This is a genomic window from Kineosporia sp. NBRC 101731, assembly GCF_030269305.1.
Lineage (GTDB): Bacteria > Actinomycetota > Actinomycetes > Actinomycetales > Kineosporiaceae > Kineosporia.
Window position 1 is genome coordinate 181,930 of record NZ_BSTC01000008.1, and the last position, 25,789, is coordinate 207,718.

25 protein-coding genes and 1 riboswitch are annotated in these 25,789 nt (G+C 69.3%); of the genes, 15 read left to right on the forward strand and 10 right to left on the reverse strand.

Features of this window, described 5'->3' with window-relative positions:
- The first annotated feature begins 409 nt into the window (after positions 1-409).
- The 3 genes from QSK05_RS22505 (at position 410) to QSK05_RS22515 (ending at position 3,549) form a co-directional block, all read left to right on the forward strand.
- Positions 410-1,135: an iron-dependent transcriptional repressor DtxR gene (locus QSK05_RS22505; RefSeq protein WP_285599268.1), complete on the forward strand. Its 726-nt coding sequence runs from the start codon at positions 410-412 to the stop codon at positions 1,133-1,135.
- Positions 1,136-1,722: 587 nt separating this feature from the next.
- Positions 1,723-1,892, forward strand: a riboswitch (cyclic di-AMP (ydaO/yuaA leader).
- Between the two features lie 77 nt (positions 1,893-1,969).
- Positions 1,970-2,671, forward strand: coding sequence for a C40 family peptidase (locus tag QSK05_RS22510; protein WP_285599269.1), 702 nt, complete (start codon positions 1,970-1,972; stop codon positions 2,669-2,671).
- A 383-nt stretch (positions 2,672-3,054) separates the two neighbouring features.
- Positions 3,055-3,549 (forward strand): HNH endonuclease, encoded by a 495-nt coding sequence (locus QSK05_RS22515; protein WP_285599270.1) that lies wholly within the window; start codon positions 3,055-3,057, stop codon positions 3,547-3,549.
- A 278-nt stretch (positions 3,550-3,827) separates the two neighbouring features.
- On the opposite strand, the gene QSK05_RS22520 is transcribed toward QSK05_RS22515, so the two are convergent.
- Positions 3,828-4,646 carry a D-hexose-6-phosphate mutarotase gene (locus QSK05_RS22520; protein WP_285599271.1) on the reverse strand — a complete coding sequence of 273 codons (819 nt, stop codon included), beginning with the start codon at positions 4,644-4,646 and terminating at the stop codon, positions 3,828-3,830.
- A gap of 130 nt (positions 4,647-4,776) precedes the next feature.
- Between QSK05_RS22520 and serS the strand changes: the two genes are divergently transcribed.
- Entirely contained in the window at positions 4,777-6,066 is a 1,290-nt protein-coding gene (serS, locus tag QSK05_RS22525) for a serine--tRNA ligase (RefSeq protein ID WP_285599272.1), read from the forward strand.
- A 3-nt stretch (positions 6,067-6,069) separates the two neighbouring features.
- Here serS and QSK05_RS22530 read toward each other — a convergent pair whose 3' ends face one another.
- Positions 6,070-6,483 (reverse strand): PPOX class F420-dependent oxidoreductase, encoded by a 414-nt coding sequence (locus QSK05_RS22530; RefSeq protein WP_285599273.1) that lies wholly within the window; start codon positions 6,481-6,483, stop codon positions 6,070-6,072.
- Positions 6,484-6,557: 74 nt separating this feature from the next.
- On the reverse strand, positions 6,558-7,544 hold the full coding sequence (locus QSK05_RS22535) for an acyl-CoA desaturase (protein ID WP_502879815.1): 987 nt from the start codon (positions 7,542-7,544) through the stop codon (positions 6,558-6,560).
- A 233-nt stretch (positions 7,545-7,777) separates the two neighbouring features.
- Between QSK05_RS22535 and QSK05_RS22540 the strand changes: the two genes are divergently transcribed.
- Positions 7,778-9,136, forward strand: a complete 1,359-nt coding sequence (locus QSK05_RS22540) for a N,N-dimethylformamidase beta subunit family domain-containing protein (protein ID WP_285599275.1) — start codon at positions 7,778-7,780, stop codon at positions 9,134-9,136.
- A 184-nt stretch (positions 9,137-9,320) separates the two neighbouring features.
- Here the strand turns inward: QSK05_RS22540 and QSK05_RS22545 are convergent, their stop codons facing one another.
- Both QSK05_RS22545 and QSK05_RS22550 read right to left on the reverse strand, forming a co-directional pair.
- Positions 9,321-9,998, reverse strand: coding sequence for a response regulator transcription factor (locus QSK05_RS22545; protein WP_502879804.1), 678 nt, complete (start codon positions 9,996-9,998; stop codon positions 9,321-9,323).
- Positions 9,979-11,220 carry a sensor histidine kinase gene (locus tag QSK05_RS22550; RefSeq protein ID WP_285599277.1) on the reverse strand — a complete coding sequence of 414 codons (1,242 nt, stop codon included), beginning with the start codon at positions 11,218-11,220 and terminating at the stop codon, positions 9,979-9,981. The genes QSK05_RS22545 and QSK05_RS22550 overlap by 20 nt, the downstream gene beginning before the upstream one ends.
- Before the next feature lie 153 nt (positions 11,221-11,373).
- On the opposite strand from QSK05_RS22550, the gene QSK05_RS22555 reads away from it, so the two are divergent.
- From QSK05_RS22555 to QSK05_RS22565, 3 genes are all read left to right on the forward strand, one after another.
- Positions 11,374-12,312 (forward strand): ATP-binding cassette domain-containing protein, encoded by a 939-nt coding sequence (locus QSK05_RS22555; RefSeq protein WP_285599278.1) that lies wholly within the window; start codon positions 11,374-11,376, stop codon positions 12,310-12,312.
- Positions 12,309-13,106, forward strand: coding sequence for an ABC transporter permease (locus QSK05_RS22560; RefSeq protein ID WP_285599279.1), 798 nt, complete (start codon positions 12,309-12,311; stop codon positions 13,104-13,106). Before QSK05_RS22555 ends, QSK05_RS22560 begins: the two co-directional genes overlap by 4 nt.
- Before the next feature lie 144 nt (positions 13,107-13,250).
- Positions 13,251-14,051 (forward strand): RodZ family helix-turn-helix domain-containing protein, encoded by an 801-nt coding sequence (locus QSK05_RS22565; protein ID WP_285599280.1) that lies wholly within the window; start codon positions 13,251-13,253, stop codon positions 14,049-14,051.
- Between the two features lie 391 nt (positions 14,052-14,442).
- Here the strand turns inward: QSK05_RS22565 and QSK05_RS22570 are convergent, their stop codons facing one another.
- Together QSK05_RS22570 and QSK05_RS22575 are read right to left on the reverse strand one after the other, a co-directional pair.
- A complete protein-coding gene (locus QSK05_RS22570) occupies positions 14,443-14,898 on the reverse strand; it encodes a DUF2089 domain-containing protein (protein ID WP_285599281.1) in 456 nt (151 codons plus the stop codon).
- Complete coding sequence (locus QSK05_RS22575) at positions 14,895-15,785, reverse strand: DUF4097 family beta strand repeat-containing protein (RefSeq protein WP_285599282.1); 891 nt, start codon at positions 15,783-15,785, stop codon at positions 14,895-14,897. The genes QSK05_RS22570 and QSK05_RS22575 overlap by 4 nt, the downstream gene beginning before the upstream one ends.
- Before the next feature lie 153 nt (positions 15,786-15,938).
- On the opposite strand from QSK05_RS22575, the gene QSK05_RS22580 reads away from it, so the two are divergent.
- The 3 genes from QSK05_RS22580 to QSK05_RS22590 all read left to right on the forward strand — a co-directional run bounded on the left by QSK05_RS22580 (position 15,939) and on the right by QSK05_RS22590 (position 17,117).
- Positions 15,939-16,112, forward strand: coding sequence for a CsbD family protein (locus QSK05_RS22580; RefSeq protein WP_285599283.1), 174 nt, complete (start codon positions 15,939-15,941; stop codon positions 16,110-16,112).
- 255 nt (positions 16,113-16,367) lie between these two features.
- Positions 16,368-16,844, forward strand: a complete 477-nt coding sequence (locus QSK05_RS22585; protein WP_285599284.1) for a MarR family winged helix-turn-helix transcriptional regulator — start codon at positions 16,368-16,370, stop codon at positions 16,842-16,844.
- Between the two features lie 45 nt (positions 16,845-16,889).
- Entirely contained in the window at positions 16,890-17,117 is a 228-nt protein-coding gene (locus QSK05_RS22590; protein WP_285599285.1) for a hypothetical protein, read from the forward strand.
- A 3-nt stretch (positions 17,118-17,120) separates the two neighbouring features.
- Here the strand turns inward: QSK05_RS22590 and QSK05_RS22595 are convergent, their stop codons facing one another.
- The gene (locus tag QSK05_RS22595; RefSeq protein ID WP_285599286.1) at positions 17,121-18,182 is read right to left on the reverse strand and encodes an isopenicillin N synthase family dioxygenase; all 1,062 of its coding nucleotides are present in this window, start codon (positions 18,180-18,182) and stop codon (positions 17,121-17,123) included.
- Positions 18,183-18,358: 176 nt separating this feature from the next.
- Entirely contained in the window at positions 18,359-19,525 is a 1,167-nt protein-coding gene (locus QSK05_RS22600) for a TDT family transporter (protein WP_285599418.1), read from the reverse strand.
- 250 nt (positions 19,526-19,775) lie between these two features.
- Here QSK05_RS22600 and QSK05_RS22605 point away from each other — a divergent pair, with 250 nt between their 5' ends.
- Genes QSK05_RS22605 through QSK05_RS22615 form a run of 3 tightly spaced genes read left to right on the forward strand, consistent with a single transcriptional unit; the run spans position 19,776 to position 24,023 of the window.
- Complete coding sequence (locus tag QSK05_RS22605; protein WP_285599287.1) at positions 19,776-21,980, forward strand: MMPL family transporter; 2,205 nt, start codon at positions 19,776-19,778, stop codon at positions 21,978-21,980.
- A 26-nt stretch (positions 21,981-22,006) separates the two neighbouring features.
- Positions 22,007-23,323, forward strand: a complete 1,317-nt coding sequence (locus tag QSK05_RS22610; protein WP_285599288.1) for a sensor histidine kinase — start codon at positions 22,007-22,009, stop codon at positions 23,321-23,323.
- Positions 23,324-23,333: 10 nt separating this feature from the next.
- On the forward strand, positions 23,334-24,023 hold the full coding sequence (locus QSK05_RS22615) for a response regulator transcription factor (protein ID WP_231484084.1): 690 nt from the start codon (positions 23,334-23,336) through the stop codon (positions 24,021-24,023).
- On the opposite strand, the gene QSK05_RS22620 is transcribed toward QSK05_RS22615, so the two are convergent.
- Positions 24,013-24,294: a DUF427 domain-containing protein gene (locus tag QSK05_RS22620; RefSeq protein ID WP_285599289.1), complete on the reverse strand. Its 282-nt coding sequence runs from the start codon at positions 24,292-24,294 to the stop codon at positions 24,013-24,015. The two genes, QSK05_RS22615 and QSK05_RS22620, sit on opposite strands and share 11 nt — an antisense overlap.
- A gap of 95 nt (positions 24,295-24,389) precedes the next feature.
- On the opposite strand from QSK05_RS22620, the gene QSK05_RS22625 reads away from it, so the two are divergent.
- Positions 24,390-25,727, forward strand: coding sequence for a lysozyme family protein (locus tag QSK05_RS22625; protein WP_285599290.1), 1,338 nt, complete (start codon positions 24,390-24,392; stop codon positions 25,725-25,727).
- Positions 25,728-25,789 lie beyond the last annotated feature (62 nt).

Sequence of the window (25,789 nt, forward strand, 5' to 3'; positions counted from 1 at the left end):
GTTCGACAGTGAGTTCATATCGGACGCGTGAGGTGGCAGTCAGCTAGCCGCCGTCGTTCCGGACGGACTGCTCTCGTTCTTTCTCGAGAGTGATTCACGGCCCCGACAGCGGCCGGCGAATTCCAGGCAGTCACCGCAGCCCGCAGGGGGCGCGCATCGTCCAGCGCGCCACCGCCGGATTCCAGATCTCTGACCTCAGAGATCCCGGCGAGCCTGCGGGCTGTTGCCTGCCCCCACTCCGTTCGCGGAGGGTTTGAGGGGGCTCCCGGCCCCTGGAGGAGGGGTGCGGGCGGGTGCGGTGTCCGGCCCTTGTTTCCGGGCTGTTCCGTTCTCCGCACAAAGCGTCAGATGGGGCCTCTCAGGCCGGTGGTGGATGGTGCCTGGTTGCCGAAGGGTTGACAATGGGCACGTGAGCGACCTCATTGACACCACCGAGATGTATCTGAGAACGATCTTCGAGCTCGAGGAAGAGGGCGTCGTCCCGCTGCGGGCCCGGATCGCAGAGCGTCTGGGTCACTCCGGGCCGACCGTGTCCCAGACCGTCGCGCGGATGGAACGTGACGGTCTTCTCCATGTCTCCGGCGACCGCCATCTCGAACTGACCGAGATCGGCCGGGCGAAGGCCACCCGGGTCATGCGCAAGCACCGGCTCGCCGAACGACTGCTGCTCGACGTGATCGGCCTGGAGTGGGAGCTCGTCCACGACGAGGCCTGCCGCTGGGAGCACGTGATGAGCGACCACGTCGAGCAGAAACTGCTCAAGATGCTCGCCGGGCCGATGGAGAGCCCGTACGGCAACCCGATCCCGGGGCTGGAGGAGCTCGGTGGGCCGGAGGCACTGCCCAACGCCTTCCGCGAGGGCGTGCTCAGCCTTCCCGACGCCGTGGCCGCGGCCGACAACAGCAACGAGCTGATGATTCGCCGCCTCGGCGAGCGGCTCCAGATCGACACGCAGTTGATGAAGCAGTTGCAGGGCGCCGGCATGGTGCCCGGTTCCCGCGTGCAGGCGCAGCGCACGCCCACCGGTTACCTGATCAGCGTGGTCAAGCTGCCGGAGATGCGCTCGGCCGAGGCCGACGGGGGTGTCGCGCTGCTGGCCGACGTGGCCCGTCACGTCTTCGTCGAGGCCGTCTGAGGGCCCACCCGAAGGGAAACCTCCGGCAGGCCGGCGCCAGCTCACACGCACCACGTCGCCAGAAGCCGTAAGAACCCAGGAGAGCCCCGTCCCGGCCGCAGCCGGGGCGGGGCTCTTCGTCGGTCCGGAAGCCTCCGGAAGCCTCCGGAAGCCCCGCCGAAGGTGCCGTGAAAGCCCCGTGAGGGCCCTCGTCCTCCATTCCTGCACAGAGAACCGAAGCCCCCTCGCTGCACCCGGGCTTCTCTACTCAGAGTCGCGGAGAACGGCCGTATCAAGATCGATTCAATACTGTCAAAAATGGCACGACGCGCCGCGGCGTGTCGGGCTCCCGTGCAGCTCAGAGTGCGGAACGGGGGGTTCAAGGTAGTGGTGAGGCTTCTGTGCGTCCTCCCATCGGGGGCGCCGAAGCCGCGTTCGAAGGACCAAAGATCGGCCGAACGTGCTGATCCAATCACGTTCCGTAAATATTCCTGGGGCTGCCGTGACCCAGACGTGACATCGCTTCGCGCGTTCGGGTAGCTTCGCGTTCGCTTCTCCCCCTCCGAGAAGCCCCCGAGGTGGACGCCGAGCTCTGCCATCACCCCGGGGCAACACGAACACCGCATGGCAGAGGCGGGGGACCCAATTCCGGGCGTCGTTCCACAGACGTCCTTGGGGTGAAGCCGGGACACCGTCCTCGAACAGAGGGCGATCCCGGCCGGATGACTTCTCCCATCCGAACCCGACAGCTGACCTCGTAGGCGTTCGGAGAGGTAAACCGTGACTACTCGGGCCACGGCGCGCCATCGCGCGCCTGTTCGTCCTGCAACACCGCTTTCGTCTCTGGGTCATGCCGTGACCGGCCAGATGTCGGTGCTCGGTCGGGGTGGCGCAGTGATCGCCATGTCGGGCGGGCTCGTCGCCACGATGGGGATGTCTTCCCAGGCCGCGAACCGTACGACCACCGGCGCCGAGGCGGCTGTCCCGGCCACTGCCCCGATCGCGGTGCAGCCGGCTGTCGCCTTCTCGGGAAGCCTCGCGGCACCTTCCGGCGCCCAGACTTCTTCGGCATCGCTCACGGCACCGGTCGCCGCCACGGTATCGTTCGAAAGCAGCGATTTCACCGCTGTTCCGAACAAGGTCGTTATCTCCGCCGTGAGCGGAGAGTCGTCGACGGGTACCAGTGTGTCCAGTTCATTCGGCAGTGCGCGGGGCTCCTCCGTGCTAGCCGTTGCCGCCCGCTACCTGGGCGTTCCATACCGCTACGGCGGCACCACACCCATGGCCTGGGACTGTTCCGGTGCCACCGGTTACATCTACAGCCAGGTCGGTATCGACCTGCCACGCACGGCCAACCAGCAGATGCTGAGCTCCACCCGCATCTCCCGGTCGCAGGCAGTGCCGGGCGACCTGGTGTTCTTCACCTCTGGTGGTAGTGCCTACCACGTGGGGATCTACGCCGGCGGCAACATGATGTACGACGCCGGTCGCACCGGTACGTCGTTCAGCAAGCGTGCCATCTGGACCAGCGCCGTGACGTTCGGCCGGGTGGCCTGAGCGTTCGTTCGAGGTTCACCGCCGAAGCCCCCGCCGGATCCCGGTGGGGGCTTCGGCGCTTTGTTTGCCGGATCGTCACGCAGATCACTGAGGTAAAGGGAGTGATCTGGCACGGGGTTGCCGCTTACGCTGTCAACCAGAGTCCGACAAGCTGGCATACCGGTGAGGAGGTCGTAGGTGATACCACACATACGCGACTTTCTTGCGGCCAGGGCGCGGGCGCATACCGGGTTACCGGGCCAGCGCCGGCAAGCCCGCACGAGCGGGCCTGCGAGCAGTACCAGTTCCACCGAGATACCGGGCGGCCATGTGCCGCCCACTCAAGGCGTCGTTCCCTACGGAACGGCGCCTTTTGTCGTCCGGGACCCAGGAGGTGGCCGCTGATGCGCACCCTCGTACTGAACGCCGGCTATGAACCACTGGCCGTCGTCTCCTTCCGCCGGGCCATCGTGCTCGTCCTCGCCGGTAAAGCGGCCGTGGTCGAGAACGGCCCTCATCCAGTGATCAGTGAGACCCTCACCGTCGACCGGCCTCTCGTGATCGTGCTCTCCCGCTATGTGAAGGTGCCGCACGGCCGGGCGATCCCGGTGAGTAGACGGGGGGTGCTGCGGCGCGATGAGCACCGGTGCGCCTACTGCGACGCTCACGCCGCCACGATCGACCACGTGCTGCCACGTAGTCGCGGTGGTCAGGACACCTGGGAGAACCTGGTGGCGTGCTGCATGCGGTGCAACAACGTCAAGGGCAGCCGTACCCCGGAGGAAATGGGGTGGACGCTCTCGGTGCGGCCGCGTTCGCCGCGCGGCCCGGCCTGGGTGGTGCGGGGCGCAGACGTACGTGAGCCGTCCTGGGAGGAATACCTGGGCTCCGCGGCCTGAGCACCCAAGACCACGGTCTGAGCCAGAAGGTCCCTCCAACCTCTGGCTCAGACCGAGGAGCTCATGTGGCCACTGCCGAAGCGGGCCGGAGACAGCACCGCCCGGACACACGAAAATGGGCCCGGGCGAAGCAGAAGTCTGGTGCACCGGCGCTCTCGGCGCCGGTGCGTTGGAGAGCCTGCCACACCGATGCTGATTTAGCAAAGTGTCATGACTCCACGTAATCAAACTATCGGTATTGGCAGGTTGTGACCATGTGACCGATACGTATTGCGAAGTTATGCGTCAGCAGAGAGTGTGCCCGCATCGAGCCGTACCGTGCCCGTCCAGACCGATCCGGGTGCCAGTTCAGTCGGTTCCAGCAGGGCCGGTTCGATGCAGACGAAGTCGCTCTCGGCGCCCGGGGGCACGTCGCCCAGGCCGTGGCCGGGGCCCGGGTTCCAGACCACACGGTCGGGAAAGCCGTTGGCCGTGATGACCAATGGCCCCAGCTCGGGGTCTTCCAGGGTCACCGGGCCGGAGGCGCCCGCGATCGCGACGTCGCGTGTGCCGAGTGCGAGCACGGCATCGTCCAGCACGCCCGGTGAGCCCCCGGCATTGTCCGCCGCGGTCCGTCCGCCCAGACCGGTGATCACCGTGGTGGGGTCACCGACGGTGAAGTAGGTGTGGAGAGCCGCGGTGAAGTTCCAGGGCGCGGTGTCGGTGTTCCGAGCGGTGAGCGTCAGATCGAGGACCGAGCCGGACGCTTGCACCCGCAGCACCAGCTCGAACGCGTGAGGCCAGATCGCGCGGGTGTTTTCGTCGTCTTCCAGCTTCGCCTCCCAGAAACCGGCGCCGGACTCGACCACGACCCAGGCCCGGTTGCGCGCCAGGCCGTGCTTCGGCAGCGGCCCGCGCCCGGCGAACTGCGGGAAGATCACCGGAACGCCGCCCCGCACGGCCAGGCCGGGCCCGCTCTCGGCGGTGGGGCTCAGCCACAAGCGGGCCGGACCGCCCGCCGGGGCCCAGCCGAGCACGTGACCGCCGTGCGCGGTCACCACCAGCTCGGCGCCGTCGGGGCTGTTCAGGGTGTGGGTGGTGGAGGGATCGATGGCCATGGTCGGCATTCTCGCCGTCCCGGGTGAACAGATCCGGCAAGCACGCCACGCGAAATACCGGGAGAGATGAACACAGGTGCGCCGGTAGCATCGATGACGGCAAAAGCCCTACCTGCTGAGAGGTCCTTCGATGCACGACCCGCGCGCCCTGCTCGACCCGGGCAATGAGGCGGTTCGCCGGCTCGCCCGCCGAGGCTACACACTCGACTCGGCCGCATTGGAAGAACTGCTGTCCAGCCGGAACTCCGGCATCAAGACGGCGGACGACCTGCGTGCCGAGTCCAAGAAGCTGGCCGGTGAGGTCGGCAAGACGGCCAAGGCCGGCGGCGACGTGACCGCGCTGAAAGAGCGCGCCCGCGAGCTGAAGGACGAGATCAAGCAGGCCGAGGAGCGCGCCGAGGCGGCGAGTGCCGACCTGCGTGACCTGATGCTGAACATCCCCAACCTGCCGCTGGACACGTTGCCTGACGGCTTCAGCGACGAGGACGCCACCGAGATCCGCCGCTGGGGAACCCCGCCACAGTTCGACTTCACCCCGCGCGACCACGTCGAGCTGGGGGAGCGCACGGGCATTCTCGACTTCGCCCGGGCCACCAAGCTGTCGGGCCCGCGGTTCCGGGTCGCCCGGGGCGCGGGGGCAGCGCTGGAGCGGGGTCTGGCCTCGTTCTTCCTCGACCTGCACACCCGCGAGCACGGATACACCGAGTTCTCGGTGCCGCACCTGGTGATGCCCAGCGCCCTGCTCGGCACCGGTCAGCTGCCGAAGTTCGAGGAAGACCTGTTCCGCACCGCGGCGGGCACGCGTGACCTCTACCTGATCCCGACGGCCGAGGTTCCGCTGACGAACCTGCACGCCGACGAGATCGTCGAGCCCGGCGACCTGCCCCTGGCCTACACCGCCTGGACGCCGTGCTTCCGCTCGGAGGCCGGCTCCTACGGTCGCGACACCCGGGGCCTGATCCGGCTGCACGAGTTCGAGAAGGTCGAGATGGTGCGCATCGTCGCCGCCGACTCCTCGCAGAGCGAGCTCGAGAAGCTGGTCGGTCACGCCGAGGCGGTGCTGCAGAAACTGGGGCTGGCCCACCGCACGATCCTGCTGGCCGCGGGAGACACCGGTTTCAGCGCCCAGATGACCTACGACGTGGAGGTCTGGCTGCCCGGGCAGGACACCTACCGGGAGATCTCGTCCTGCTCGGACTGTGGTCAGTTCCAGGCGCGGCGCGCGAACATCCGTACGCGCACCGACGAGGGCAAGCGTGAGTTCGTCGCCACGCTGAACGGCTCGGGCCTGCCGATCGGCCGCACCATGGCCGCGGTGCTGGAGAACGGGCAGCAGGCCGACGGCTCGATCGTGCTGCCCGAGGTGCTCACCAGGTACACGGGCTTCAGCACGATCCACGCCGACGGCAAGACCGACTAGTTCTCAGCCGGAGATCGTCGGCCCCACCTCGGTCGGCGTGATCCGGATCAGGCAACGGCGTTCACGCTGCATCGCCGCGCGGTAGTCGTCCCAGTCCGGGTGTTCCCCGGAGATGCTCCGGTAGTAGTCCTCGAGCAGGGGCAGCGCGGCGGGCAGCGTGACCACGTCGGCCGGTCCGGCGATCTGCACCCACGGGCCGTAGAACTCGTCGGTGAACACGGCCAGCCAGGCCCGGGCGTCGCGCTGCAGGTGCTTGACCTTCATCGCGGGCTCGCGGGTACTGATCACCACCTGGGTCCCGTCGCCCGACACGCCCACCGTCACCGGTGACATCTGCGGGGCGCCGTCTTTCTTCAGGGTGGTGAGCACGGCGTTGTGGTTGTCCTGGCAGAACTTCAGGGCCTCGGCGATGTCCATCCAGCCATCCTCAACCAAAATTGAGGACGCACCACACGACTCGTGTGGTGCGTCCTCAATCGTTTCTGGTCGGCTCAGGCGGGTTGCTCGATCCGCTTGGCCTCGATCCGGTTCTCCTTGGGCCATTTCACGTTCCAGACCCAGCCGGCCTTCTCGAACAGCCAGATCAGCCGCGCCGAGATGTCCCATTGGCCGGGGTCGACACCGTGCCGGGCGCAGGTCGGGTCGGCGTGGTGCAGGTTGTGCCACGACTCGCCGAAGCTCGGGATGGCCAGCAGCCACACGTTCGAGGCGCGGTCCTTCAGGGTGGTCTTGAAGGGCCGTTCGCCCATCACGTGACAGACCGAGTTCACAGCCCAGGTGACGTGGTGGATCAGGGCGATGCGCACCAGCCCGGCCCAGAAGTACGCGGTGATGAAGCCGTGCCACGACTGGCTCACCAGACCGCCGATGATCGCGGGGCCGAACAGGCTGGCCAGCAGGAAGAAGACGAAGTTCTTCTGGATGAAGCGGATGTCCTTGTCGGCCACCAGGTCGGGGGCGAACCGGCGCGAGTTGGAGTTCTCCCGGGTGAACAGCCAGCCCATGTGAGCCCAGACCATGCCCTTGGCCAGAGCCGGCACGGTCTCGCCGAAGCGCCAGGGAGAGTGCGGGTCGTCCTCGTCGTCGGAGAACTGGTGATGGCGGCGGTGGTCGGCGACCCAGCGGATCGGCGCACCCTCGATCGCCATCGTGCCCGCGACCGTGAGCAGGATGCGCATGGGCCGCTTGGCCTTGAACGAGCCGTGGGTCAGGTAGCGGTGGAAGCCGACGGTCACACCCAGGCCGGTGAACAGGTACATCACCGTGAACAGCACCACGTCGGTCCAGCCCAGCCAGCCGCCGATCCAGGCCACCGGGATCGCTGCGGCGACCGCTACGAGGGGAGCGACGACGAAGAACCAGAGGAAGGCGATCTCGACGTTGCTCTTGCGCCCGTAGGTCAGGGGCAGTTGCTGCCGGCGGGGGGCGCGCTGGTCCGGGTCGGAGGTGGGGCCGGCCTCGGCCACGGAGGTGTTCATGTCGCCGGCGTCGGCCGCGCTGGTCGATGCGGTCACGGAAGACCCCTGTCGCTGGGTGTAGGTCGGCTGATCCACGTTCTTTACTTACGTAACCGTAACCTACGACCCCGTAGGTTGCACAAGGTCTGGAGCGCGTGTGAAAGGGGTGACTCGCCTCCGTCTCGCGCGGGCCGGCGGCCGAATGAGCTCGCGGATTAGCACCGGACGCCGGAATCCCGCCAGAATCAGTCTTCGTGCCGTCCCCGCGTGTGCTCGCCGTGACCGCCCTCGCCGCCCTGGGCGGCCTGGCCGGGCTTTTCAGTGCCGGTGACGGGGGCGTACCAGCGTCCACCGACGCCCAGTCGGTGCGGGGTGGGCTGGTCAGTCAGGCCTCCGGGGCCGTCGCGGCAGAGAACGCCAAGACCGGCACGCGCACCTGGCGTATCGGCACCACCCGGGCCGCGGCGCAAGGGCTCACCGCGTACGCCGGGGCGACCTCCGCGGCCCCCGGCGAGAAGGTGTCCCTGTTCCTGCGGGGCAACGGCGCCACCCACGCCCGGGCCTATCGGCTCGGCTGGTACGGCGGGGCGGGCGCCCGCCAGGTGTGGGAGAGCACGTTCCCGGCCACCGCGCAGACCGGTACAGCGGCGAACTGGACCTCGACCTCCTCGATCGACACCACCGGCTGGCCCGAGGGCACTTACCTGATCCGCCTCGACCTGGGCGGGGCCAGTCGTTACGTGCCGCTCACCGTCACCTCCGCCCGTTCCGGGGCCGCGGGCCGGGTGGTCGTGCTGACCTCACCGATGACCTGGGCCGCGACCGGGCGTAAGAGTTCGGTCGGCAAGGGCCGCACCGTCACCCTCGACCGCCCGCTGGTCACCGGCGACGGTGGTGGCGGGCTGGTGGCCGATGCCGGGCTGATCGCGCAGATCGAGCGCACCGGAACCGATGTCGTCTACCTGACCGATGCCGACCTGGCCGCCGCACCCGGCCTGATCGACGGCGCCACAGCCCTGCTGGTCGACGGGGACAGCCGGTACTGGACCGCGCAGATGCGTACCTCGGTGCGCAAGGCCGTCGACGCCGGTACCAACCTCGCGTTCTTCGGGGCCGGCTCCGCCGAGGTCAACGTCGTCCGTAATTCCACCGCCCCGCGAACTTTCACTGTCGCGGCCGCGGCGACCGCGGCGTCCTCCCAACTCACCGGCTCGGTGGCCACCTGCCGGGCCAACTGGGCCACCGCACTCACCGTGGCCGACCCCACCTGGTGGGGCTTCGAGGGTGGATCGGTGCGGAACGGCGAGGTGTTGCGGCGTCTGGTGTCCGGGCGGCTCGACCGGGTCGCCGTCCCGTCGGACGCGTCCGTGGCGGCCTCCGCCGACCTTGCCTGCGGTCAGACCCAGGCCACCACCTATCGCGAGAAGCCTTCCGGAGCAGGCGTTTTCACTGCCGGAACGCAGGCCTGGGCCTGCACCGTGAGCGGCGCCTGCACCGACGCGACCGGCCGCCGGATCAAGGCCGACGCCCGCGCCCAGCAGGTCGCGGCCCTGGTCACCCGCAACGTGGTGAAGGCCTTCGCAACCCCGAAGGCCGCCCCCAACCTTCCGTGACGCCTCAAGCCTTCCGTGACGCCCCAAACCTTCCGTGACGCCCCAAACCTTCAGCGACGCCCCAAGCCTTCAGCGACGCCCCAAACCTTCCGTGATCATGCAAAACCTCCCCAGTGTTCTAGAACTCTTGCGGCGACAGTTCTAGAACTCCGGGGAGGTTTTGCATGATCACGAACAGGGTTTTTCAGCCCAGCTCCGCGTCGTGGGCCAGGATCGCTATCTGCACGCGGTTCGTCACCCCGAGCTTCGTCATCACCCGTGAGACATGCGCTTTCACCGTGGCAACACTCATGTAGAGCTCATCGCCGATCTCCGCGTTCGACCCGCCCCGTCCCACCGCGACGGCGACATCGCGCTCGCGAGGGCTCAGGGGTTCCAGCCGGGCCCGGGCCTCCTCGCGGCGCGAGGGCGCCTGCGGCAACGGCGCACCGACGTGCTCGATGAGGCGACGGGTGATGGCGGGGGAGAGCATCGCGTCGCCGGCCGCCACCGTGCGGATGCCGCGCACCAGATCGGCCGGGGGCGTGTCTTTCAGCAGGAAGCCGCCGGCCCCGGCGCGCAACGCCCGCAGCACGTACTCGTCGGCGTCGAACGTGGTCAGCACGATGACCTGCGGGGGTGAGGGCTGTCGCATCAGCTGCTCGGTGGCGGCCAGGCCGTCGACCCGGGGCATCCGGATGTCCATGAGCACCACGTCGGGCCGGGTCTCCCGCACCGCCGCGAGCACCTGGGACCCGTCGTCGGCCTCCCCGGCCACCTCCACCTCGTCGCTGCCGGAGAGCATCATCCGCAGCGCGGCCCGCACCAGTGCGTCGTCGTCCACGATCAGCACGCGGGTCTTCTCAGGTGTCACCCGGACCACCTTCCTCGTCGGGGACCGACCAGGGCAACCAGGCGGTGAGCCGGAAGTCGCCGGACGAGACGCGGCCGTGCTCCAGGCGTCCCTCGGTCAGGCTGATCCGTTCGGCCAGCCCGACCAGTCCCTGCCCGGCTCCCGGTAGTACGTCGGGCGGTGCCAGCGGGGACCGGTTCAGCACGCTCACGTCGATGCCCCGGCCCGGACCACCGGCCACCGACACGGTGACGGCGGTGTGGGGTGCGTGTTTCCGGGCATTCGTCAGGCCCTCCTGAACGATCCGGTACACCGTGCGGCCGATCAGCTCGGGCGCGCCCTGATCACCGTCGAGCGTGAGGGTGACATGCATGCCCGCCGCCCGGGACTCCGCCACCAGGTCGGGGATGTCACACAGGGTGGGTTGCGGCCGGGCCGGGGAGTCTTCCGTGTCCCCGGCCCGCAGTACGCCGATCACCTCGCGCAGGTCCTGGAGCGCCTGGTGCGCGCTGGCCCGGATCACCGCGGCGGACTCGGCCACCTCCGGCCCGGCCTTGTCGGCGCGGAACTCCAGGGCCCCGGCGTGCAGGGTGATCAGCGAGATCCGGTGGCCGAGCACGTCGTGCATCTCCCGGGCGATACGGGTGCGCTCGGACTGGCGGGCCTGCTGCAGCAACAGGTTCCGCTCACTCTCGGCCCGCTCGGCCCGATCGCGCAGCGAGAGGATCAGCTGGTAGCGGGCCCGGGCGAACAGGCCCCAGGCCACCACTGCGCCGATCAGCAGGACAGCCACGACGAGGCTGGTCACCGGCTCGGTGTTCAGGTCGGGCCGGACGACGACGTAGACGACCCCGGCGGCCAGGTTGATCACCGCCAGCAGGGCGACGTGACGCAGCGGACGGCGCACGGCCACGGTGAACAACAGCACCTGGGCCGGTACCGCGGCGATCGAGGAGAAGGTGGAGAGCACGGCCATCAGCAGCCCGAGCCGGACCGGCCAGCGACGGCGCCACCAGATCAGCACGACGCAGGGGATACCGAACAGCCCGTCGGCCACCATCAGGATCCGCGACGGCGGGGGAGTGGGCTCGGTACCGGCCACGGCCAGCAGCAGGCCCATCCCCAGGCAGATCAGGAACAGGACGGTGTCCACCGCCCAGTCACGGGGGGAACGCCGCAGCTCGCGGGCGCGCACACCCTCGTCCAGCTCCGCCGGGATCCAGCCCGAGAACCATCGTCCGCCCGTGCTCACCAGGCCACCGTAGGCAACCCGATCGGGCGGCCACCATCGCCCCAGGGCGAACCGACCACCTACTTTCGTCTACCTGGGGGTCATCCTCAGGTGATGACTGATCGGTCCGAAGACGGACGCGGTCGGCCGGCCCGGGACGGCAGAGTTGTTCCCGTGATCGAGATCGAGAACCTGACGAAGCGATACGGCACCCAGACCGCTGTCGCCGACGTGTCCTTCCGGTGCGAGACCGGCACAGTGACTGGTTTTCTCGGCCCGAACGGCGCCGGAAAATCGACCACGATGCGGATTCTGTGCGGCCTCACCCCGGCGACCGGCGGGCGCGCGCTGATCGACGGCGTCCCGTACCGGGACCTCCCCAACCCCGGGCGTGCAGTGGGCGTGCTCCTGGACGCTTCCGCTCAGCACGCCGGCCGTACCGGCCGCGAGGTGCTCACCCTCGGCACGATGGTGCTCGGTCTGCCGCGCGAGCGCGCCGGCCAGGTGCTCGACCTGGTGGGCCTGGACAAGAAGGCCGCCGACAAGCGGGTCGGCAACTACTCCCTGGGTATGCGCCAGCGTCTCGGCCTGGCTCACGCCCTGCTCGGCAACCCGTCCACCCTGGTGCTCGACGAGCCGGCCAACGGCCTCGACCCCGAGGGCATCTTCTGGATGCGCGGTCTGCTGCGCGAGTTCGCCGACCGCGGCGGAACGGTGCTGCTGTCGTCCCACCTGCTGCACGAGATCGAAGCGGTCGCAGACCATCTGGTGGTGATCGGCAGCGGCCGGATCGCGGCCGACGGCAGTAAGCAGGAACTGCTGGCCGGTGCGGGCACCCTGGTGCGCGCCCTGGAGCCGGAGGCCCTGGCCGACGCCCTGCGGCGTGCCGGGGTCACCATCACCCCGACCGCGGACGGCGCGTTCCTCACCGACGCCGAACCGCTCGTGATCGGTCGTACGGCCGCCGCGACCGGTGCGGTGCTGACCGAACTGCGCCCCGCCGACGGCGCCGGCCTGGAAGCCCTGTTCCTCCAGCTCACCGCCACCGCCAGTACCGCCGCCCCGGCCGGTGCCGTCAATCCGTCCGCTGCCCCGATGGAGGTCGCGCGATGAGCGCCCCGACCGCACAGCACTCCGCCCTTCCCGCCTGGGCCGCTCCCGGCGCCACCGGGTCCACGAAGATCAGCACGCCGGGGATGCTCACGCTGACCCGGATCGAGCTGCGCAAGATGTCCGACACCCGGGCCGGGCGCTGGCTGCTGATCATCACCGCCGGGCTGGTGATCCTGGTGATCGGCGCGATGGCGATCTGGGGCTCGGACGAGGGCAGCTGGGTGAACTACACCGGTCTGGCCTCGTTCCCCATCACGATCTTCGGCCCGGTGGTCGGGATCATGACCGTCACCAGCGAGTGGAGCCAGCGCACCGCCCTCACCACATTCACCCTGGTTCCGCAGCGCGGCCGGGTGATCGTCGCGAAACTGCTGGCCGCCGTGGCCCTGGCCGTGGTCACCGTGGCGATCACGCTGGTCGTCGCCGCCGTGGCCACCGCGATCAGCAGTGGTGACGATCCCTGGGACCACACCGCCACGTCCATCGGCACCCTGCTGCTGTACGTCGCGATCTACTTCGCCATCGGTGTCGGGTTCGGCCTGCTGTTCTCCAGCACCCCGGTCGCGATCGTCAGCTTCTTCGCCCTGCCGATCGCGTTCTCCCTGCTCTCGCTGTTCTCCGCCCTCCAGACCCCGATCGAGTGGGTGAACCCCCAGTCGACGCTGGAGGTGCTCAACGCCACCGACCCGATCAGTGGTGAGGACTGGGCGAAGGTGCTCCTGACGTGCCTGCTCTGGATGGTTGTGCCCCTGGTGGCCGGGGGTGTTCTGACCTCTCGGCGCGAGGTGAAATAGGAATTCCTCAGGAGGGGACAGCGAGCCGGTGGCCATCAGGCCACCGGCTCGCTGTTTTCCGCCCGGAGGCGAAGCTGTGCATCTCATAGCTGGTTCACAGCCCGGATGCGGGGTTCGCTCATCCCGGCCACCAACTCTGAACACATGGCAGACAACCAGGGGCACACGACGACCGCGGCGCCGGTGAACAACCACCCGGCCCCTGCCCAGAACGAGAACGAGACACAGGCCGCCCCGATGTGGGCGTCGCCGCAGCCTGCACCGGTCGGTCAGCCGGTGGCGTCCGGGCCTGCGGCATCCGGTCCGGCACCGGTTCAGACACCGGTTCAGTCCCCGGTCCAGTCCCCGGTCCAGTCCCCGGTCCAGGGGCAGGCCGTCGGCCTGAACGGTGGTTCGGCGGTCGCGCCGGGACAGCCGTACGTCCAGCAGCCGCCACTGACCTTCGAGGTACCGCCGGACCAGCTCGGTGGCGCGCCGGTGGCCGGTGGTCGTTCGGGTGCGTTCACCGACAAATTGAAGACGCCGGTGGCCGCTGCGGTCATCGGTGGTGTCCTGCTTCTCGGTGTCGGTTTCGCGACCGGCTATGTGGTCGGTCACGACCGGGGCGCTTCGTCGTCCAGCAGCACCGGCGGCCAGACCGGTTTCGGTGGACAGGGCGGTTTCGGTGGACAGGGCGGTTTCGGTGGACAGGGCGGTTTCGGCGGTCAGGGTGGCTTCGGGGGTCAGTCCCAGCAGGGCACCCAGCCGTTCGGTCAGGGCGGCACTCAGGGGGGCACCGGGACTCAGGGGGGCACCGGGACTCAGGGGGGCACCGGGACTCAGGGGGGCACCGGGACGCAAGGCGGGACCGGCACCCAGCAGTTCGGCCAGAGCCAGGACGGCACCGCCACGCAGGACGGCACCACCACGGACGGCACCACCACGGATCTCTCGCAGACCCAGTGAGCCCGCGATGCCGACCCGTCGCGAACGTCTGACCGGCCAGAAAGACAGACCAGCGAGTACACGGCCCGTGCCGGCGGGACATCCCCTCCGGTGGCCCGAGAACACCGGCCGTGTACTCGCTCGACATCTGTCGGCGCGCGGTTTCCGTCTGTCCGGCCACCATCGCGATGGCCGGCCGGTACGAACGACTCGGCGACCGTGGGTCACGGTCGCCGCGTGATGTGACACACCTCCCGGCACCCGTTGAATCAGGAGGCCGGGCGGGTATCGCGCCGCCGAGCGAGCATTCTGCCGGTGTTCACCGGTCACTGACAGGTGCACCCCCGCACTCGGAAAACCCCCGTTGACGAGCTGATTTGTCGACGTCGAGGGCCGGTGCGAGGGCGCCTGATCACTGTCCGAGGATCGTGCGGGCGTCGTCCACGCCCAGTTCCCCCGTTGCCAGGGCCCGCAGGGTGGCCAGTCTGGCCGCCTCGTCCGGGGCCGCAGAAGCGTCACGTTCCGTCGCGCTCGCCGCAGTGGCCGGTGCGGTGGGTGCGGTGGGTGCGGTGGGCCGCAGACCGAGCTTCGTCAGAAGGTCGTCGAACCGGGCCCGCGCGGTGGGGTAGCTGACCCCGAGATGGCGCTCGAGCTCCTTCATGTTGCCGCGGGAGGCGAGAAAGACCCGCAGCACGTCGAGTTCCGACTCCTCGAGCGCGCAGAAGTCGCACTGGTGGAAGTGCCCGCTGATGCCCGTGCCACAGGCGTCGCAGCCGAGCTGGGTGACGTGGAGATCCTCGCTGCAGACCGGGCACTGCTGAGGGGCCCGGTACTCCCGGGATCCCCCGGCCAGGGGACCGCGGCTCACAGGGGCACCTCGTCCCAGATCTGGGCCCCGACCGTCACCGAACTCATCACCGCGTCGATCTTCAGCAGATCGCGCCCGTTACCGACCATGGACTGCGTGATCTGGTCGTCCAGGGGCAGGGTGCTGACCGGCTGGTCGGGAAGTTGCAGCCGGCCCATCCGGTTGGTCCCGGAGATCCGCAGGTCGCTGCCCTCCAGCAGGGTGAGCCGGGCGGACGAGGACTCGGCGTAGAACCGGGACTCGCCCAGCGGCACGGCGCTGAGCTTCACCGACGACGACATCGCCTCGACATCGAGCCGGCCGCGCAACTTGTCGGCCTTGAGCGAGCTCGCCACCACGCGCGCCTTCAGCCCTCCGACCAGGCCGTTCAGCTTCACCTCGGCGCCGGTGGCCTCCAGCTCGACCAGCAGCGCGGGATTCACCCGCACCAGCAGCTGATGCTCCTTCCACGACCGCGCCCAGGTGAGGGTCTTGGGCAGATCGCTGAAGCTGAAGCCACCCAGCAGGTTGCCGCCCTGGCGGTTGGCCCGCTCGTCCAGCGGGCCGGTGCCCGAGACGACGAGGGTGGTGCCCTCCTGGTTGATGCGGTGCGGACCGCTCACGTAGAGCTGGGCCACGGTCGGGTCGGCCACGACCTGGACGGCCCGGTACGAGCCGAGCACCCGCACGGTGTCGATCGTGCCGGTGATGGGGGGCGTGCCACCGGCCTGACCCGCCGGGCGGCCGAACGAGGGCGCCACCGGCTGACCCGGCTGACCCGGCTGACCCGGCTGACTTGGCACGGATGCGCCGCTCGCCTTCTGCTCGTCCATGGCCTTCATGGCCGCCTCGGGACTCATTTCCCCCGAGGCGACGCTCCTGAGAATCGCTTCTAGTTCGTCACTCATGAAAATATTTAAACTCGAGCTTCGCAAAATGGAAACCCTGGCTTTCCACTGAGGGGTTGGGGTCGGGGGTGCGCCCCGAAATGCGGACCTGGCCGTACCGAGGAAGAGTGAGGGCATCCGGACAACGGATACCGATGCGACGGGAGGGCCGCCATGAGCGCCACCGACAAGATCAAGAACACTGGCCAGAGCGTCGTCGGCAAGGTGAAGGAAGCCGTCGGCAAGGGCAAGGACGACGAGCGTCTCGAGACCGAGGGCCGCGCCGACCAGACCTCTGCGGACTTCAAGCAGGCCGGCGAGCACGTCAAGGACGCCTTCAAGCACTGACGTACGACGGCGGAGCCCCGGGACCCTCAGGTCCCGGGGCTCCGTCGTCTGCGGGCATCGAGTGCCAAAAGCGCTTGCCGTCCTGCCTCGGAGGGGGATTCAGGCAGGACGGCAAGCTGTACTTACCGAGCCGGTGCAGTCGCAGCGCCGTGTCTCGGGGGGAAGACACGATGCGCGCGTAGTCGTTGCACCGACAAGTACCATGGTGCCACCGAGGTCGTTGCGTCGTCAACCAATCACGGTAGGCTGGACCGGGTGGATGAGAACGACGCCCCAGACCGTGGGGCCTGGCTGAACGAGGCCGAGCAGTCCGCCTGGCGGGCCTATCTGGACAGCACCCGCATGCTTTTCGCGGCGCTCGACCGGCAGCTGGCGGCCGAGTCCGACCTGACGCTCACCGACTACGACATCCTGGTCCGCCTCGACGAGGCGCCGGGTGGCCGCCTGCGGATGCGTGAGCTGGCCGATCTCACCCTCTCCACCCGGAGCGGCGTCACCCGCGCGGTCACCCGGGCCGAGCAGGCCGGATGGGTCCGCCGCGTGGAGTGCGAGGAAGACCGGCGGGGCATGAACGCCGAGCTGACCGATGCCGGTCGGGCCAAGCTCGCGGCCAGCGCCCCGGGGCATGTGCGAGCCGTGCGCGAGATGCTGATCGATCAGCTGACGCCGGAGCAGTTGTCCCAGCTCACCGAGATCGGCCGCCGGGTGCAGGGCAAGATCGATATCGGGTAGCCCACGACGGTCAAGCGGGGTCACCCGTTTGCCGATGCCGTGGACATGAACCCCTCTGCCGCCCTGCTCGAACGTCTCCTCGGAATCGCCGAAGGAGTCGCCGCTTTCGGCGATCAGCTCGATGAGCCCACCGGAACCCGCCTGTCTGCCGCTGCCCGGGAGGCGATCGACGAGTACTGGGAGCAGATGCGCGGGTACCCGTCCGGCTCCCGCTCGTGGCGCGACGAGGTCTTCGCCCTTCTGATGAGCACCCAGTACCGGGCAGCGGCCTAGGGCTTAGGGGTTGACGCCCAGGAGCGGTGCGGCATCCCGGCTCGGGCTGGGTTTGACGGCCAGTCCCCGGGAGTCGTTCTGTTGTGCGGCGAGATGTTCGGCCACGGTGACGGCCTCGTAGTGCGCGGGTTTCCCCTCGTCGGCGCAGCCGGGTAGCACGGAGATCACTGCATCGGCGTTGCCGTCGTGGAAGAAGGCAGCCGAGCGGCGGCGTACCAGATGGCCTTCGTCGTCGGTGGGCGGCAGCACGCGGTGGAGCGGGGAGACCCAGCGGTCGTTGGTCCAGTGGGCTGCCAGATCGCCCAGATTCACCAGAAGTGCACCGGCGGTGGGCATCACGTCGTGCCAGGTGCCGTCTTGGTCGAGGATCTGCAGGCCTCTGATCTCCGGGTCGGCCCACAGCACGGTGACGATGCCGTGGTCGGTATGGGCTCCCATGCCGACCTGGTCCTGCGACAGCAGCTTTTCGTCGGCCGGGACGCAGTAGTTGTTCAGACGCAGTACTTCCAGGGCATGGTCCTGATAGCCCGCGAAGAAGTCATCGTCCAGCCCGAGCGCCACGGCCATCACCGAGGTCACCTCGCGGGCGACCCGGGCGGCCTCGGCGAACCAGATCATCACACTCGGCTCGAAGCTCTCCGGGCGCAGCGGCCACAGGTTCGGTGCGTACTGGAGATCGTCCAGGCCCAGGCCGGGGAAGTCCTCGGAGCTGCGGCCGACGTTGAACGACTCGAACAGATCGGCGGGGGAGTCGACGCCCAGGCTCAGGCTGAGGCGCTCGGCCCGCGGCGGGGTGTACCCGCGGTTGAACTCCGGTGACGCCGGGCGCAGGGCCTTCTTCTGCCACATCGGCAGGCCGAAGAAGCTGTCCATCGCGGAGACCATTCCGGTCTCCACCGCGGCCGGGATGTCGTGCCCGACCACCTGGACGAACCCGACGGTGGACGCGGCCCGGTCCAGTTCCGCGGCCACCAGGGCGCGATCGGCCGCCAGGCCGTCACGGAACGTGGCCAGGTCGATCGTCGGGATGTGCAGCTGACCGTCACGCGTGCGGGCTGTACTCATACGCCTGAACTTCCCCTCCGTCACACCGTTGGGCTCGCCGGAGCCTGCTGCCGAAGTTCCGACGGTACGGGCAGGCCATGAACACGGCGTTACGGAGCACGGGTCTGGATTTCACCGTCATTGCCGGTTGTTCAGCTCGGGCGCAGGTGTTGCCCTCATCGTCCCCCGTCGGTGGGTCAGATCGTGTAGGCCCAGGCCGGTGCGACGGGGTGCCGGGCGGTGCGCCAAGCGTTCAGGCTGCCGGCCGCGGCGACGATCCAGCCGGTGAGAAGACCGGTGAACAGGGCCACGGCCAGCCACTCCAGGGCCTGCGCACCGGTGGCCGAGGCCAGACCCGCGGCCCCGGTCACACAGGTGCCCACCGGGAAGGTGAAGGCCCACCAGGTCGGGGCGAACGGCAGACCCGGTGCGGTCCGCGCGGTGCGCAGGGTCAGGGTCAGGGAGAGGACGGCCCACAACAGGGCGAAGCCCAGCACCGGAAGTCCGTAGACCGCGCCGAGGGTGCGCAGGGCCGTGGCGAGCGGATCGGTGACGGCCAGATCGGCGCGCCGGCCGACGGCGTTCGCCGCCGTCACCGACTGACCCAGCGGTCCGAGCACGATCCACAGTGTCGGAACCAGTTTCGCCGGGGGCAGGCCGTGCCGCAGCAGGCGGCCCCACAGCTGCGTGACGACCAGGCCCGAGGCGATCAGGCTGATCCCGAACAGGCCGTACAGCGTCAGCAACAGGGTGAGCCTCGGCTGGCCCGCGGGCACGTGCGGCAGCAGCGCGGCCCCGGTCGCGGCGGAGACCATGGGCGGCACGACCGGCATCAGCCAGCCGCCGAACGCGGCGTCCGGACGGCGGGAATCATCACCCAGAGCGCCGGTGATGTGCCAGTAGGGCACGGCGAGGGCGCTCGCCAGACCCAGCGCCGTGCCGATCAGCCAGAGGGTCCACGCGACGGTCACCGCCGCGTGCGCGCCGATCACGTCCTCACCCACGAGCAGCGTTCCCGCACCCACCGTGAGCAGAGCCATCGGCGGTGCACCGTAGAAGTGCGCGACGACCGGGTGCCGGTGGTGCGACCGGGCCCGATCCCGGTGCGAGATCCATTGCGCGGCGAAGGCGCCGGTCATCAGTACCAGCATCGTGGTGGCCAGAAGCCAGGCCCCGACCGCGAAATCGCGCACGCCCGGGGTCGTGGACAGGCCTCGGGGCAGCGCGACGGCGGCCGTGGCGATGATTCCCGTACCCATCACGGCGGCGAACCAGTTCGGCGCGATCGCCTCGACCAGAGTGAGGTTTTCCGTTGGTCGGGGCCGGGTCGGCCGGATGGCCGGCCGAGGGGGCAGGTGGGTCATGGTCACGCTGTCGAGTCTGGTGCTCCCCGGGCGCGGGCGGAACGGGCCACCCACCTGGATCGTCACAAGGCTGCCCTGTGACCCCTACTGCGCGACTCAGGGAAGTACCGCGCCCGTAGTAGCTCCAGGTGTCGATGGCTGGACGATGTGCCCGGGACCCAAGATCACGATCCTTCTAGGGGTGGGCACCGTTGCCCGCGTTCGCAGGAATTCAAAACCGGTCATCCCGCCCGGAGGGGACTCATCCGCCATGTCCGCACTCGCCCGATGGTGCTATCAGCACCGGTACGTCGTTCTCGCGCTATGGATCACGCTGCTCGTCGGCCTGGGGGCCGCCAACGCGTCACGCGGCACCGCGTACTCCGACGAGTTCAGCCTGCCCGGAACGGAATCCTCCAAGGCGCTGGATCTCCTGGAGCAGGCCAGCCCCGCACAGGCCGGTGACACCGGCCAGATCGTCGTCCACGCCGAGAACGGCAAGATCTCCGACGCCGGGGTCCAGCAGCGGGTGTCGGCGATGCTCGCCGAGGTCTCCGGGCTGCCGCACGTGTCCGGGGTGACCGGTCCTTACGACGAGGCCGGGGCCACACAGGTCAGCCAGGACGGCACGATCGCCTTCGCCACCGTGCAGTTCGACGCCTTGACGGCGGACATCCCGGTGGAGGACGTCGAGAAGGTCATCGACACCGCCCAGGCGATCGACGGTGACGGCGTGCAGGTCGAACTCGGCGGCCAGGTGATTCAGAACGCCACCCAGGAACCGCCGGGCGGCAGTGAGGTCTTCGGGGTGATCGCGGCCGCGGTCATCCTCTTCATCACCTTCGGCTCGCTGTTCGCCAGTCTGATGCCGATCATGGTCGCGCTGTTCGGCGTCGGCGTGGGAATCCTTTCCATCGGCCAGCTCTCGCACGCCATGTCGCTCTCCTCGATCGCGCCCACCCTGGCCGCGCTGATCGGTCTGGGCGTGGGTATCGACTACGCGCTCTTCATCGTCACCCGTTACCGCAGCGGCCTGAAGTCCGGTCTGCAGCCCGAGGACGCGGCCATCCGGGCGCTGAACACCTCCGGTCGTGCAGTGCTTTTCGCCGGTGGCACGGTGGTGATCGCTCTGCTCGGCCTGCTCGTGCTGAACGTCAACTTCCTGGCCGGCATGGGAATCGGCGCCGCCGTCACGGTGCTGGCCACCGTCGCGGCCGCGATCACCCTGCTGCCCGCTGCCCTCGGTATGCTCGGAGTGCGCCTGCTCAGCCGTCGTGAGCGGCGCGCCCTGGCTGAACACGGTCCTTCGGAAAGTCATGCTCGACAGGGATTCTGGGGTCGCTGGGCGAAGACCATCGAGCATCGGAAGGTGCTCTTCGGGCTGGTTGCCACCGCGTTGATCGTGGTGCTGTCGCTGCCCACGCTGTCGCTGCGCCTGGGGTCGTCCGACGCCGGTAACGACCCGTCGGACAGCACCACCCGTCAGGCCTACGACCTGCTCGCCGATGGTTTCGGCCCGGGTTCGAACGGCCCGCTGCTGCTGGTCGCCGAACTGGGCAACGACTCCGACGCGAAGGCACTCACCGCGCTGGCCGCCACGATCCAGGAAACCCCCGGTGTTGCCGCGGTGGCTGCCGTGCCGGTGCAGCCCGGGGCCACGCTCGGCCTGATCCAGGTCGTCCCGACGACCTCACCGCAGGACGCGAAGACCAGTGAGCTGATCCAGCACCTGCGCAAGGACGTGATCCCTCCGGCCGAGAGCGGCACCTCGATGCAGGTGTACGTGGGCGGCGCGACCGCGATCTTCGACGACTTCGCCGACGTACTCACCGGCAAGCTGCCGTTGTTCATCGGTGTGATCGTGGCCCTGGGCTGTCTGCTGCTGCTCCTGGCCTTCCGCAGTGTCGTGGTGTCCCTGACCGCGGCGGTGATGAACCTGATTGCCGCGGCTGCCTCGTTCGGCGTGCTGGTGGCGGTGTTCCAGTGGGGCTGGGGCTCCTCGGCCATCGGGGCCGGGCCGGGCGGCCCGGTCGAGGCCTTCCTGCCGGTGATCATGCTGGCCATCCTGTTCGGCCTGTCGATGGACTACCAGGTGTTCCTGGTCAGCCGCATGCACGAGGAATGGCAGCACAGCCGCGACAACGCCCGGGCGGTGACGGTCGGACAGGCCGAGACCGGACGGGTGATCACGGCGGCGGCGCTGATCATGATCTTCGTGTTCGCGGCCTTCATCCTCGAGGGTCAGCGGGTCATCGCGGAGTTCGGCGTCGGCCTGGCCGCGGCCGTCGCGATCGACGCCTTCCTGATCCGGACGGTCCTGGTGCCGGCCGTCATGCACGGTCTCGGTGATGCCAACTGGTGGCTGCCGGGCTGGCTCGACCGGATCCTGCCGCACCTGTCGGTCGACCCGGCCGACGAGCCCCTGCCCGACGCGACCGCGGACGAGCCCCCGGCCGCCGAACTGGTGTCCCGCTGACCGCCTGATCCGCCTACAGTTCTGAGATGGGACTTCCCCTGAAGATCATGCCGAAGGCCGTCGGCCACCCCCGGGTCCGTCCCTGGGTGTCCGACGGCCTTCTGGCCTTGCTGCTCTTCGCGTTCAGTGTGGTGGCCGGGTTCAAGATGACCGAGCACCCGGAGCTGCACACGGCCGGGGTGCTGCTGGCCGAGGCGGCGATCTTCTCGGTGCTGGTGCTGCGCACGGCCCGGCCCCAGACCGTGCTCTGCTGCACCGCCGCGGGGTGCGCGGCCCTGGTCTGGCACCTCAACGGTCTGGACACCCCCGCGCTGCTGGCGCCCGCGGCCGCGCTGTCGGTCGTGGCGGCCCGGGGAAACCGCCGGGTCACGGTGATCTGGTGGGGTCTGACCAGCGCGGTGATCGTGGTCAGTCAGTCGATCGGCTCCGGTGAGGTGTTCCAGGCCAACCAGATCGGCACCCTGGTCTGGCTGGGGTTCTTCGCCGCGATGGGCGAGGCGGTCCAGAGCAAGAAGGCTTACGTGGCGGCGATCGAGGAACGGGCCCACCGGGCCGAGCACACCCGTGAGGAGGAGGCCGGCCGCCGGGTCGCCGAGGAACGGCTGCGCATCGCCCAGGAACTGCACGATGTGGTCGCCCACCACATCGCCGTCATCCACGTGCAGGCATCGGTGGCCGAGCATCTGGTGAAGGACAAACCGGAAGAGGCGGCCGAGGCGCTCACCCACGTACGGCGCTCCAGTCGTACCGTGCTCGACGAGCTGACCGGCCTGCTCAACGTACTGCGGCAGCCGGGTGACACGAAGACCCCGATCGAGCCGGCCGCCGGTGTGAACGACCTGCCCGCGCTCATCCACTCGTTCGAGTCCTCCGGGCTCAGGGTCACCTGGACCATCCGGGGCGAACGTCGTCCACTGCCCCCGGCGGTCGACCTGGTGGCCTACCGCCTGGCGCAGGAGGGCCTGACCAACGCCCACAAGCACGGCCTCGGCTCGGCCAAGCTCGATGTCCGGTTCACCGGTGACGCCGTGATGATCGACATCGTCAACGCGAACGGCGTCGAGGCCCGGCCGGCCACCGACGACAGTTCGCTGACGGGTGGGTACGGCCTCATCGGGATGCGCGAGCGGGCCCTGGCGGTGGGCGGCAGCCTGCGGGCCGCGCCGGAGCCCGACGGCACCTGGCGGGTGCGGGCCCGGCTGCCGGTGCGGGCGGAGAAGGAGAAGAAGGCCCCGGTGCCGATCCCCCCGATGCCCCCGCCGGACAAGGCTGCTGTTTCCTGCAAGATCCCCGTCCGGCCCGGTGGCCTCGGCCAGCGGGAGCCGAGCCGGGGCACCGCCTGAGAGAAATGTGATGACGAACCAGATGACCCGAGTGCTGCTCGCCGACGACCAGGCACTGATCCGCGCCGGTTTCCGGGTCCTGATCGACTCCGCGTCCGACCTGGAGGTGGTGGGCGAGGCCGGCACCGGCCGGCAGGCCGTCGACCTGGCGCGGTCCACCCGCGCCGACGTGGTGGTGATGGACATCCGGATGCCCGACCTCGACGGTCTCGAGGCCACCCGGCTGATCTGTGCCGATGACGACCTGGCCGGGGTGAAGGTGCTGGTCGTGACCACCTTCGAGATCGACGAGTACGTGCTCGCCGCGCTCCGGGCCGGCGCCAGCGGGTTCGTCGGCAAGGGGGTGGAGGCGGAAGAGCTGCTCGCTGCCATCCGTACGGTGGCCACCGGTGACGCGCTGCTGTCGCCGCGCGCCACCCGGGGCCTGATCACCGAGTTCCTGGCGCAGCCGAGCAGCGTGAACCCGCCTACCCCGGAACAGTTCTCGGCTCTCACCGAGCGTGAGCGGGAAGTGGCCACGCTGGTTGCGCTGGGCCTTTCCAACGATGAGATCGCCGAACGGCTCTTCGTCAGCCCGCTCACCGCGAAAACACATGTGAACCGAGCGATGACGAAGGTCGGCGCACGGGACCGGGCCCAGCTCGTGGTGGCTGCCTACCAGAGCGGGCTGGTGAGCCCGGCCCCCGATCTCAATCGCTGAAGGTGACACCCTTCCAGAACGCGACCCGGTCCTTGATCTGCGCGGCGGCCTCTTTCGGCGCCGGGTAGTACCAGGCGGCATCGGTGTTCTCGGTGCCGTCGACCGTGACCGAGTAGTACGACGCCGTGCCCTTCCACGGGCAGACACTGGTGGTGCTGCTCTCGCTGAACAGGTCCTGCCGCAGCGACGAGGCCGGGAAGTAGGGATTGCCCTCGACCTCGACGATGTCGTCCGACTCGGCGATCACGGTGCCGTTCCAGGTGGCGCGCATGGACAGTTCCTTTCGCAGGGGCAACAACCTGTGAATCAGGATGCCTTTCGGTCAACGGGGCTGCCATCGCGACTATTTCTGTTTAAGGTCGGGGGGTGCGATGGACCGATTCGGCACGGTTCGTCCGGGGTGGCGCCACGGCGCTGCGCCGGGCTGCCGCAGTGACGGCCTTTCTGCTCGGGGTCACCGTGGTCTTCATGATGTCCGGGTCGACGGCCGCGCAGCCCAGAACCCTGGCCGACGACACGCCGGCCACTCCCTCGGGCACGTCTGCCCTGCTCCCCACGGTTTCCGGCACCAGCGGCCCGTTACTGCCCACGGCCAGTGCCACGGCCTGGCCGTTCGACTCGTTCCCGACCACGAGCACCACCCCGACCCCGTCCTCGACGTCGGGCGGCGCCTACGGCATCTCCAAGACCACCGCCCTGACCTCCTCGGGCATCCCGGCGCGGGCTTATCAGGCCTATCGGTCGGCGGCCGCGCAACTGGCCGTCTCCGACCCCACCTGCAAGATCGACTGGGCGCTCATCGCCGGCATCGGACGCGTGGAGAGCAACCACGGCCGGTACGGCGGGTCCGGCATCACCCAGGCCGGCCTGATCACGCCGCCCATTCTCGGTATCCGCCTCGACGGGTCTACCCCGGGCACCGCCCGCATCGGTGACACCGACAACGGCGCGTACGACGGCGACTCCTCCGTCGACCGCGCGGTCGGACCGATGCAGTTCCTGCCCGGCACCTGGAAGGCGTACGGCCAGGGCAACCCGCAGGACATCGACAATGCAGCGCTCGCCACCGGAAAATACCTCTGTGCGGGCAGTTCGAGCCTCGACACCCGGGCCGGTCAGGCGGCGGCCGTGTACCGATACAACCGCAGCAACAGCTACGTCTCGCTGGTGCTCTCGCTGGCCACGGCCTATCGCACGGGCGAGGAGCAGACCGTGCCCGACGCCCCGGCCGACACGCCGACGCCCAGGCCCACCGGTGAGGACACCGACCCGCCGGGCACCGCTCCGGGCCCGCCGCCCGCACTGCCCCAGCCGCCGAAGCACACCACCCCGACGAAGACGGCCAAGCCGACGAAGACCAGCAAGCCCACCACCACGAGCAAGCCCACGAAGACCGGCAAGCCGACCCCCACCAAGACCCCCAAGCCGACGACCACGGTCACGCCCACCACCAGGCCCACGCCGACGAAGACGGTCGCGCCCACCCCCACGCCGACCACCACGGTGGTGCCGACCACGTCGCCCACGCCCACCGTGAAGCCCCCGGCGTCCCCCACGCCCACCGACAGCTGCACGACCTCACCCACACCCACAGCGACGGGCACCGCCACCCCGACCCCCACGCCAACTCCCACCACCACGCCGAGTCCTACACCCACCCCGTGCGTGACCAGTGCGCCGGCGGTCGAAGAGTCAGGCGAGTAGCGCCCCGTCACCGAAAAGTCCCCGTTCCGGACCCCATGGGCAACCAGGGGGTTGCCTGTTTG